At 63.0% G+C, this 10,075-nt stretch carries 10 protein-coding genes; 9 read left to right on the forward strand and 1 reads right to left on the reverse strand.

What is annotated here, in order from left to right:
* The first annotated feature begins 217 nt into the window (after positions 1-217).
* From ACFMO5_RS01230 to ACFMO5_RS01260, 7 genes are all read left to right on the forward strand, one after another.
* The gene (locus ACFMO5_RS01230) at positions 218-433 is read left to right on the forward strand and encodes a hypothetical protein (RefSeq protein WP_376790954.1); all 216 of its coding nucleotides are present in this window, start codon (positions 218-220) and stop codon (positions 431-433) included.
* Positions 434-574: 141 nt separating this feature from the next.
* Positions 575-1,309, forward strand: coding sequence for a glycerophosphodiester phosphodiesterase (locus ACFMO5_RS01235; protein WP_376790963.1), 735 nt, complete (start codon positions 575-577; stop codon positions 1,307-1,309).
* Positions 1,310-1,636: 327 nt separating this feature from the next.
* Positions 1,637-1,798 (forward strand): hypothetical protein, encoded by a 162-nt coding sequence (locus ACFMO5_RS01240; RefSeq protein WP_376790955.1) that lies wholly within the window; start codon positions 1,637-1,639, stop codon positions 1,796-1,798.
* Between the two features lie 358 nt (positions 1,799-2,156).
* Positions 2,157-3,230: a bifunctional phosphoglucose/phosphomannose isomerase gene (locus ACFMO5_RS01245; protein WP_376790956.1), complete on the forward strand. Its 1,074-nt coding sequence runs from the start codon at positions 2,157-2,159 to the stop codon at positions 3,228-3,230.
* Positions 3,231-3,370: 140 nt separating this feature from the next.
* On the forward strand, positions 3,371-4,786 hold the full coding sequence (gene lpdA, locus ACFMO5_RS01250) for a dihydrolipoyl dehydrogenase (protein WP_376790957.1): 1,416 nt from the start codon (positions 3,371-3,373) through the stop codon (positions 4,784-4,786).
* A gap of 67 nt (positions 4,787-4,853) precedes the next feature.
* Positions 4,854-5,192: a nucleotidyltransferase domain-containing protein gene (locus tag ACFMO5_RS01255; RefSeq protein ID WP_376790958.1), complete on the forward strand. Its 339-nt coding sequence runs from the start codon at positions 4,854-4,856 to the stop codon at positions 5,190-5,192.
* Positions 5,193-5,302: 110 nt separating this feature from the next.
* Entirely contained in the window at positions 5,303-5,452 is a 150-nt protein-coding gene (locus tag ACFMO5_RS01260; protein ID WP_376790959.1) for a HepT-like ribonuclease domain-containing protein, read from the forward strand.
* Between the two features lie 280 nt (positions 5,453-5,732).
* Here ACFMO5_RS01260 and ACFMO5_RS01265 read toward each other — a convergent pair whose 3' ends face one another.
* A complete protein-coding gene (locus ACFMO5_RS01265) occupies positions 5,733-6,293 on the reverse strand; it encodes a hypothetical protein (protein WP_376790960.1) in 561 nt (186 codons plus the stop codon).
* Positions 6,294-6,579: 286 nt separating this feature from the next.
* Here ACFMO5_RS01265 and acnA point away from each other — a divergent pair, with 286 nt between their 5' ends.
* Both acnA and ACFMO5_RS01275 read left to right on the forward strand, forming a co-directional pair.
* Positions 6,580-9,360, forward strand: coding sequence for an aconitate hydratase AcnA (acnA, locus tag ACFMO5_RS01270; protein WP_376790961.1), 2,781 nt, complete (start codon positions 6,580-6,582; stop codon positions 9,358-9,360).
* Positions 9,361-9,586: 226 nt separating this feature from the next.
* On the forward strand, positions 9,587-10,018 hold the full coding sequence (locus ACFMO5_RS01275; protein WP_376790962.1) for a bacterioferritin: 432 nt from the start codon (positions 9,587-9,589) through the stop codon (positions 10,016-10,018).
* The last annotated feature ends 57 nt before the right edge of the window (positions 10,019-10,075 follow it).

Below are 10,075 nucleotides of genomic sequence, written 5' to 3' on the forward strand. Positions count from 1 at the left end.
TGCGTCGAAGGCGCGCGGCTCAGCCCCCAAAGCCCCCAGGAAGAAACCGCCTACATCCGTATGGGCATTGCGTGAGAACGACTGAATAGTTACGTTGCTTTCTACCTACAGTATTTGAGGGGGAAGCGAATGGCTCCGCCATGAGGAAACCCATCGCTTGCGATCCTCCATCAACTTGCCCACAATGGATCACACTGAAGACAAGGGGGAGGATCTCATGCTGCCGCCTTCCCGTGTGCGTTGGATTCGGATTTTCCTGGCCGGATTGATCGGTTCGGCGGCCGGGTGGACCGTGGCCACCGCGATGTTGTTGGCCTTCACGGCCAGAGGGTCACTCCCCGCCGGGGGTGACCTTCTGATCCCCGCCACCTCCATCAGCGCTGCCCTCCTGGCCGCCTGGCTGGCCTGGGTCAACTGGGGCGAGCGGTGGTAACGTCTGCGTAGGGTTCGGCACACCCTGGTCCCAAACGATGGCTCCCCGCTCCTCAAGATCCACAGGCGCTGTGGGGCCTAAACGTTGAGACCTTGAGGGGGATTCCCGATAGCCTTTTTCCGAACAGATCGCCCGCTCAACCTGGCGCATCGAGGGGCCAGTCGGATCGCCCCGGAGAACACCATGGCGGCCTTCCGCCTGGCGCTGGAGCTGGGCGCCGATGGCTTCGAGCTGGATGTTCACCTGTCCCGCGATGGGATCCCCGTCGTGCTTCACGACGTCCATCTCCATCGGACCACGGACGGTTCCGGGCGGGTCTGGGAGAAGACGGTTGCAGAGCTGAAGGCCCTGGACGCCGGCGCCTGGTTCGATCCTCGCTTCGCGGGCGAGCGGATCCCCACGCTGGATGAGGTCTTTGAGGCTTTTGGGGATCGGGTTCGCTACAACATCGAGCTGAAGGCGTTCCAGGATTGGGGGAGGGGATTGGTCCAGTCGGTAGTGGGGCGGGTTCGCCGGTATGGCCTGTCGGAGCGGGTGTTGCTTTCTTCGTTCAATCCGCTAGCCCTGCGCTGGGCCTGGCGCCTAGCGCCCGAGATCCCCCGGGGGCTCCTGGTGGGTCCCGATCTGCCTCTCCCCTTGCGTCGGGCCTGGCTGGCTTTTCTGGTCCCCCATCAGGCCCGCCACCTGCATTTCTCGATGATCGACGAGCGCACCGTTCGTTGGTGCTGGCAGCGTGGATACTCAGTGGTGGCGTGGACCGTGAACGAGGCGGAGGAGGCGCAGCGCCTGATCCGATGGGGTGTCAAAGCGATCATCACCGATGAGCCGGAACGTCTTGCCCAGATCCTGAACCGAGAATTCGGCAAAGGGCGATAGCCCTTGCTCGGTTTCTGTTTTGTGAATATGTGGGGGTGGATCGGAAAGGGCGATGAGCTGACGCTTCGCTCTGCTTTTAGGGGTTCTGGGGTTGGTCGGGATCTGTTTTCTGGGGCGGGTGGCCTGTGCCTGGGTGTTGGAAGCGCCTTATCTATAGGACTGGCCCATCATGCATCGGACCCAAGCTGGCCTGGATCAGGGTTTGCGGGAGCTCCCCCAACCGGGAGGCTTCCAGCTGGTAACGGTGATCGATGCGGGGAAAAAGGGCCGATCAGGGCAGAGGGGGTTTATATCGTTTTTAGGACGACGCTTCCTGCTCAAGAGGCGATGACGCGTTATGGAAGGGCGTTGGAGGCTCAGGGATGGCGGCTAGTGAACGCGAAGAGCCGGGAATGGGCCCTGGTCCGCACCGAGCAGAAGGAGTTGATCATTCGCGCTCAAGGGGCAGGGCTGATCATCGAGGTGGATCCGAGGTATCAACAGGCGTAAGGGAAGTTTCCCACCTTTGTCTACATCACGCTGCGCTACATTCTACCGCGTGTGCCGGGGTGTTAGTGAGAGGAGGATCCGAACTTCTCCCGGATTGCCGAGGACAGATGCCGAGGGCGTAGGGGGAGAAAGGGAGGAGGGAGCATTCACTCCTCCAGTGCGTCTTGATGTCGGCGTTTCCGGATTAATTTTTCCAGTGCGAGCAACAGAGCGCAGGCGAAGCAATCGAGCGTGATTCCGCTCGGTATTGCTTTCGCAGCGTGAGGCCTACTAAAATCCTGTTGGTGCAACAGGCAGCTCGGATGATGTATCAGCGGTGGGTGCTCACAAGGCTGAAAGTTGTCCTGGAGGCAAAGCGATGATTCATTTGGATGACGTGCCACGCTTGCGGGCTCTGGACGCCGGTCGGATGCTCGACCTGGTGGCCGATCTCCCCCGACAGTTGCAGGCGGGTTGGGAGCTGGCGATGCGCGCGCCGTTGCCTTCGGGATGGTCGGCGTCCGCCTTCGACCATGTCGTTATCGCTGGGATGGGTGGGTCGGCCATTGGGGCCTCGCTGGTGGCCGCCCTGGTTGAAGCGGACTGTCCGATCCCCCTGACGGTGGTACGAGATTACGCCCTGCCCGCCTTCGCCCAGGGGCCTCGCACGCTGGTCATCGGCTCCAGCTACTCCGGGGAAACGGAGGAGACCCTCGAAGCCTTTGAGACGGCGCGGAAGCGCGGGTGCGCGCTGGCCGCGATCGCTACGGGCGGGCGGCTGGCGGCATGGGCCCAGGAATGGGAGGTCCCTCTCTTCCGTTTTGAGCCTGTGGGGCAGCCACGGGCGGCCTTGGGGTACTCCTTCTCGATCCTTCTCGGTTTGCTCCACCGTCTGGGCCTGATCCCGGATGCACGGGCCGCCATCGAGGAGGCGGCGGCCCGGTTGCAGGAGGATGCCGCCCAGATGGCCCCAGAGGTGCCGACCGTTCGCAACCCGGCCAAACGGATGGCCGGCCAGTTGATCGGACGCATCCCTGTGATCTTCGGCGCGGGACCCCTCGCGGAGGTCGCGCGTCGCTGGAAGACCCAGATTAATGAAAACGCGAAGGCGGCGGCCGTCTTCGAGGCCCTGCCGGAGGCGGATCATAACACGATCGTGGGGACGGAGTTCCCTTCCGAGCTGCTGCCGCATCTGATCGCCCTTTTCCTGACAGCACCCTCGGACCATCCGCGCAACGCGCTGCGGGTCCGTATCACCCGGGAACTGTTCATGCGTCAAGGGGTGAATACGGATCTTTTCACCGGGCGCGGTGAGAGCCGCATCGCCCAGGTGTTCTCCTTGATCCTCCTCGGAGATTTCATCAGCGTCTACCTGGCGCTCGCCTACGCGATCGACCCGACGCCGGTTCAAGTGATCTCTGAGCTCAAGGCCCGTCTGGCAGCCGGGGGGTGAAGAGAGCTTTCGGTGGGGGAGGGAAGCAGCCCTAGGGATCGGGCCGCTCGGGCCCGGTTGATAGGGGGCGGCTCCATATTTTGTGAGGTTTTCCTGATCGCATGATGCGTTATGAATCTCCGCAAGGGAAGGAGGCTTCCATGGCGCAGTATGACGTGGTCATCATCGGCGGTGGGCCTGGTGGTTACGTGGCCGCGATCCGGGCGGCGCAGCTGGGGCTGAAGACGGCGCTGGTGGAGCGGGAGCACCTTGGGGGTGTGTGCCTTAACTGGGGCTGCATCCCCACCAAGGCGCTGCTGCGCAATGCAGAGGTGATCGAACTGCTGAGCCGGGGGGATGAGTTCGGTTTTTCCTTTGAGAACCTAAAGGTGAACTACGAGGCCGCCTATCAGCGCAGCCGTCAGGTGGCCGACCGCCTGGTGCGAGGCGTTCAGTTCCTGATGCGCAAAAACCGGATCGATGTCTATGAAGGGGAGGGGAAACTGCGCTCGGCCCACCAGGTTGAGGTGCACCCCACCCAAGGGGTAGCTGTCGGGGGACAAAAGTTCGAGGGGGTGTTGGAGGCGAAATACATTGTCCTGGCCACCGGGGCGCGGCCCCGCTTGCTGCCCGGTCTCTCGATCGACCCACCTCGGGTGATCACTTACCGCCAGGCGTTGGAGCTGAAACAAGCCCCTCAGTCCATCGTGATCATCGGCGCTGGACCCATCGGGCTGGAGTTCGCCTATCTCTTTCGGGCTTATGGCGCCGAGGTCACCCTGATCGAGATGCTCCCCCATCTGGCGCCGTTGGAGGATGAGGAGATCAGCGTGGAGCTGGAGAAGCAGTTCACCCGGATGGGGATCCGTTTCATGACGAACACTCGGGTGGACGCTGTGCGATCGGCAAACGGCGGTGTAGCGGTAGAGGCTGGCGGGAAGACCGTGGAGGCGGAGACGGTGCTGGTGGCGATCGGTGTGCAGCCTAACGTGGAGAACTTGGGTCTGGAGGCCGTGGGGGTGCAGGTGGAGCGAGGGGCCATCACGGTGAACGATTACCTGCAGACCTCGGTGCCCAACATCTACGCCATCGGCGACGTGACTGGGAAGCTGCCCCTGGCCCATGTGGCCTCAGCTCAGGGGATTGTGGCGGTGGAGCACATCGCCGCACAGGAGGGGAAAGGATCCGTGCCACCGGCCCTCGATTATCTGGCCGTGCCGCGCTGCATCTACTGCCGCCCCCAGATCGCCTCCATGGGGCTCACGGAAAAACAGGCCCGGGAGCAGGGTTATTCTGTGAAAGTGAGCAAGTTCCCCTTCCAGGCCAACGGGAAGGCCCTGGCCTTCGGCGAGCATGGAGGTTTCGTGAAACTGGTGGTGGATGCGAAATATGGGGAGATCCTGGGGGTCCATATGATCGGCCCCGAGGTCACGGAGCTGCTCCCCGAGATGGTCCTCGCACGGACTGCCGAGCTCACCCCCGAGGAGATCGTCCGATCGGTCCACGCCCATCCGACCCTCAGCGAGGTCCTTGTCGAGGTTGCCCACGCGGCTGTGGGGGCGGCGATCCATATTTAACCCTAGCCCGATGCCCATTCGCATCCCGGTAGAGAGGTCCTCCACAGATACCAGGGGAGGTCGAAACGTGAAAAGCCAAGTAGGGATCGGATACCTTTCCCCGGAAAGCGACGTAGACCTGGATGTGCTGTTTGATCGGGATCCCTCTTTGGAGGAGGAGCTGGACGTGGGCGCTGCCGCCGAGGAGGCGTTGGGGATGGAGCGGGTGGATATCATCAACCCGAACCGCGCTCATCTCTTGCTACGCTACCGGGCCATCGGCGGCCTCCTGATCTACGAGCGAGACCCAATCCGGGCCTCCGATTTCATTGAGGAGACCATCATTCGCTACATGGACTACGAGCCGGACCTGCGGGCGGTCTATCGAGACTATGACCGGGCGCTGGAGGAGGCATATGGAATATGACCTCCCGCGAATTCGGGAGCGGATTCAGCACATTGAGACCTCTCTTGCGCGCTTAGAGATGCTTCGAAGCCTTCCGGAGGATTTCCGGGCGGGTACCGGCTGATCCCCGAATGGTTCGGTTTCGGAATCTGGTCGTCCACTTATACCATGAGGTAGAGCCACGCCGGGTTTATGAGATTTTGCAGACGGGGTTAGATGACCTGAGGAGTTTTATCGCCGAGGTTTGGGCAATCGTTGGTAGCCAGCGGGCCGGTTTCTGAGTTAAGTTACGGAGTACCTATTCAGCCGTTCATAACGCAACGCAATACGGATATGGGCGTTTCCATGGGGGTTTCCTCCTGGAGGCTTTGGGGGGAGAGCCGCACGCCAGAGGCGCGCAGCTCTGCCCCGAAATAATTTTTTATCCCTCTCCCCCCGGCCCTCTGGGCCGGGGGGAGAGGGATCCATAGGGTGGGGCCATTTGGCCTCTTCGTGGGAGCTCCGCACCAAATATTGCCAGGCTGAGATGGTTCCAATCTAGAGGATGGCCATGGAAGGTTTCTAATACATCAGATCCACCGCCACCCGCACGTCCACATCGATTGGCCCCCCGCTGTTGTTATGCAGCCGATAGAACCCGCATCCGCCCCCATCCTCCCCGCTGCTCCCCTGGCCCGTCTGGATCTCCTCCCCCTGACGGACCATGGTCCACTTCACCCCAGCGCCGTTCCCTGCGGTGACCTGCCAAGAAATCTTCAGGTAGAAGGCAGCGCACGGTGGTTGAGGCCCTACGTAGCCCACCGCGGCGGCCAAATCGAACCCGTCTTTCTCCCAGACCTGGTTGGGCTCCAGGTGCACGTGGAGACAACCTTCAGCCGCCCGGACCGCTCCGCCGTGAACCGGGATGGTTGGGGCGGCGCATGAGGTGGAAGCCGAGGGGGTCGGCGAAGCCGCCGGTGTGGGCGGTGTAGTTGGCGTCGGGGGCGCAAGGGGCGATGGGGCCGCCGTCTCCGTTGCTGGAGCGGTCAGGAGGGACGTGGGAGGCGGGGAGATCGTCGGTGTTCTTCCCGCACATGCGCTGATCAGCAGCAGAACCGGTCCGAACCATCGAATCCGAGACATCGCTCGCCTCCTAGGATGGGGTTTATAAAGGGGAATGTAGGACTCCCAGGACCCTTTCGTTCGCCCGACAAGGCGGCCCGTCGAGCGGGCTGTCTCCTCTTAAGGGATGGTCAGGCTGCCAGCCATTCTTGCTTCCACCAATGGAATGTGCAAGCCGTTAAAACTACGGAACCTTTGCGAGAGGGAGAAACCGTGTTACGATAACAGAGAACCTATACAGTTGGGCGTGCCTCGGCGCGCTTTCAAGTGCCCCTCATGAACCCAGCGCTTCGGAGGTGAGGGAACAATGAGCCAACGCGATCCGTTCGGTGCGAAGGGGACGTTGGAGACCGCAGCGGGGGCGGTGCGGTATTACCGGCTCGGCCGTCTGGCCGATTTGGGCGTGGGCGATCCGGCCCGCCTGCCGTTCTCCATCCGTGTCCTTCTGGAGAACACCCTCCGGCATTGTGATGGGCAATTGGTCACGGAAGAGGACGTGTTGGCGCTGGCCCGTTGGCAGCCCAAAGACCTGCCGGACCGGGAGATCCCCTTCATGCCCGCGCGGGTGCTCCTCCAGGACTTCACCGGCGTCCCGGCGGTGGTGGATTTGGCGGCCATGCGTGCGGCCGTGAAGCGCCTGGGCGGGGATCCCCGGCGGATCAACCCGCTGGTGCCGGTAGACCTGGTGATCGACCACTCCGTCCAGGTGGATTTCTTCGGGACGGAGTTGGCGTTCCGTCTGAACGTGGAGAAAGAGTTCGAGCGAAACCGCGAGCGCTACACTCTGCTCCGCTGGGCCCAAAAAGCTTTCCAGAACTTCCGCGTGGTCCCCCCTGGCACAGGGATTGTCCACCAGGTCAACCTGGAATACCTGGCGAAGGTGGTCCAGACCCGCGAGGTAGACGGTGAAGTCGTTGCCTTCCCAGATACCCTGGTGGGCACCGATTCCCACACCACGATGATCAATGCCCTAGGGGTGCTGGGTTGGGGTGTGGGAGGTATTGAGGCCGAAGCGGTGATGCTGGGCCAGCCTTACTACATCCGCATCCCGGAGGTGATTGGGGTCCGCTTAGTGGGTCGCCTTCCAGAGGGAGCCACCGCCACCGACCTGGTCCTCACGATCACCCAAGTCCTTCGCAAGAAGGGGGTGGTGGACAAGTTCGTGGAGTTCTTCGGGCCAGGGCTGCGGGCCCTCAGCCTGCCGGATCGGGCGACGATCGCGAACATGGCGCCGGAATATGGGGCCACATGCGGGTTCTTCCCTGTGGATGAGGAGACCCTGGCGTATCTCCGGGGCACAGGGCGGGATCCGGAGCTGGTGGATCTCGTGGAGCGTTATACCAAGGCCCAGAGCCTGTTCTATGACGGCGGAGGCCCGGATCCGATGTACACCGATGTGGTGGAGCTGGATCTGTCGGCCATAGAGCCCACGCTGGCTGGCCCGCGACGGCCCCACGATCGAGTTCCCATGCGGGAGGTGAAACGCCAGTTCTGGGAGAGCGTTGCGGCGATGCTCCCCCCCTCGAACTCGGCGAACACCCAGGCGGTCGGTCGGCTGGAAGGGGAGGGGGGCGCGACTGCACCGGCACCGGTGGCCCAGGCCGTCGCGCCGTCTGCCCCCGCCACCTGGGTGAGCATGGATGGCCAGACGGTGGCCCTGGGGCATGGCTCCGTGGTGATCGCGGCCATTACCTCTTGCACGAACACCTCGAACCCGTCCGTGATGGTGGGGGCAGGGTTGCTCGCTCGCAACGCGGTGAAGCGGGGCCTCACGGTGAAGCCCTACGTGAAGACCAGCCTGGCTCCTGGGTCGGCGGTGGTGGTGGATTACCTACGTCGGGCGAACCTCCTGCCGTATCTGGAGGCCCTTCGTTTCCACGTGGTGGGCTTTGGATGCACCACGTGTATCGGCAACAGCGGTCCCCTCCCCGAGCCGGTCGCTAAAGCGATCCGAGATCACAACCTGGTGGCGGTGGCCGTGTTGAGCGGCAACCGCAACTTCGAGGCCCGCATCCATCCGCTGGTACGAGCGAATTACCTGGCATCCCCCATGCTGGTGATCGCCTACGCCCTGGCCGGCCGCATCGATATCGACTTCGAGACAGAACCTCTAGGCGTGGATCCGAACGGCCAGCCGGTCTTCCTGCGGGATATCTGGCCCTCTCAGGAAGAGATCCAGCGGACGATCCGCGAGAGCCTGGACCCCGAGATATTCCGGTCTCGCTACGCCCGCGTCTTTGAGGGCGATGAGCAATGGAAGAGCCTTCCGGTCCCGGAGGGCGAGCTCTACGAATGGGATCCGGATTCAACCTACATTCAGGAACCTCCGTTCTTCTTGGATTTCGCCCTGGAGCCGCCGCCGCTCCGGGATATCCGAGGGGCGCGGGTGTTGGCGCTGTTGGGTGACACGATCACCACGGATCACATCTCGCCCGCAGGGAGCATCGCTGTCAACAGCCCGGCCGGCCAGTACCTGATCGCCCGAGGGGTCCAGCCGGCGGACTTCAACACCTATGGGGCTCGGCGGGGCAACCACGAGGTGATGATCCGAGGCACCTTCGCCAACATCCGCCTGAAGAACATGCTGGTGCCCGGGACGGAGGGAGGCTACACCGTTTACCACCCAACCGGCGAGAAGATGACGATCTATGAGGCGGCGATGCGGTATCAGGAGGTGGGGATCCCGTTGATCATTATCGCGGGCAAAGAATACGGGAGTGGATCCTCCCGGGATTGGGCGGCCAAGGGGACGGCGCTGCTGGGCGTGAAGGCGGTGCTCGCCGAGTCCTTCGAGCGAATCCACCGCAGCAACCTGGTCGGGATGGGTGTGTTACCGTTGCAGTTCCGGCCCGGCGAGAACCGGGAGACACTGGGCCTGACCGGTTTTGAGGTTTATGACATTGAGGGGATCGCGGCCGGGCTGCGGCCTCGGCAGGAGGTGACCGTGCGAGCCCGCCGACCTGACGGCAGCGAGCTCACCTTCACGGCGATCGCCCGCTTGGATACCCCGGTGGAGGTGGAATACTACCGGCACGGAGGGATCATGCCGGCGGTGCTCCGACGGATTCTCCGGGAGGGGTCAAAATGAAGGGCAACGCGCCCGCTCACCGTGTTGCGGCGATCCCTCCCAACGGGCAGGTGCTGGATCCAGCTTCTGGCGATGGGCTCAGCTTAAAACTTTCTCTTCTAAGGGGCTCGGGGCGGGGAGGTCGCTCAGCGGCGGGCTCTTCGCCCTCTCCACACTTCCAGCAGGAACGCCTTTGCGTTGCAGGAGCAACGCAAAGTTTCATAACTCTCCTTCACAGGGGGTTGCGATGGATGAGAAGCTGGCCCAGCTGATCGAAGGATTGAACCGGGATCTCAACGCGGAGCTGAACACGATCCTCCGCTACATTCGCCACGCCAGCGTGCTGAAAGGCCTCGCAGGCCACGAGGTGCGGGAGCTCCTGCAGAAGGAAGTCGCTGATGAAGTGAAGCACGCCATGTACTTGGCAGACAAGATCGTTGCGCTGGGAGGTACGCCGAAGATCCAGCCCCAGACACCCACCGAGGTCTTTGACTGGCGGGGGGTCCTGGAGGATTCCCTGAAGTTCGAGCTCGAGGCGATCGCCGGTTATAGGGAGCGGGCGGCTCAGGCCGAGGCTGTGGGCGACATCGGTCTGAAGGCCACCCTGGAGATGTTCGCGGAGGACGAGACCCGCCACAAGGAGGAGATCGAGCGCCTTCTGGGCGGGCCGGCGTTCTGAGCGCCTGTCTCCGCGGATGGGGGTCAACAGCTGGGGGGCTGGCGCAGGCCGCCCCCC

The sequence above is a fragment of the Thermoflexus sp. genome (genome assembly GCF_042408365.1).
Lineage (GTDB): Bacteria > Chloroflexota > Anaerolineae > Thermoflexales > Thermoflexaceae > Thermoflexus.

Coding starts and splice junctions, on each gene's coding strand:
- ACFMO5_RS01230 (WP_376790954.1), top strand. CDS start 218: ATGCTGCCGCCTTCCCGTGTGCGTTGGATTCGGATTTTCCTGGCCGGA.
- ACFMO5_RS01240 (WP_376790955.1), top strand. CDS start 1,637: ATGACGCGTTATGGAAGGGCGTTGGAGGCTCAGGGATGGCGGCTAGTG.
- ACFMO5_RS01245 (WP_376790956.1), top strand. CDS start 2,157: ATGATTCATTTGGATGACGTGCCACGCTTGCGGGCTCTGGACGCCGGT.
- lpdA (WP_376790957.1), top strand. CDS start 3,371: ATGGCGCAGTATGACGTGGTCATCATCGGCGGTGGGCCTGGTGGTTAC.
- ACFMO5_RS01260 (WP_376790959.1), top strand. CDS start 5,303: ATGGTTCGGTTTCGGAATCTGGTCGTCCACTTATACCATGAGGTAGAG.
- ACFMO5_RS01265 (WP_376790960.1), bottom strand. CDS start 6,293: ATGTCTCGGATTCGATGGTTCGGACCGGTTCTGCTGCTGATCAGCGCA.
- acnA (WP_376790961.1), top strand. CDS start 6,580: ATGAGCCAACGCGATCCGTTCGGTGCGAAGGGGACGTTGGAGACCGCA.
- ACFMO5_RS01275 (WP_376790962.1), top strand. CDS start 9,587: ATGGATGAGAAGCTGGCCCAGCTGATCGAAGGATTGAACCGGGATCTC.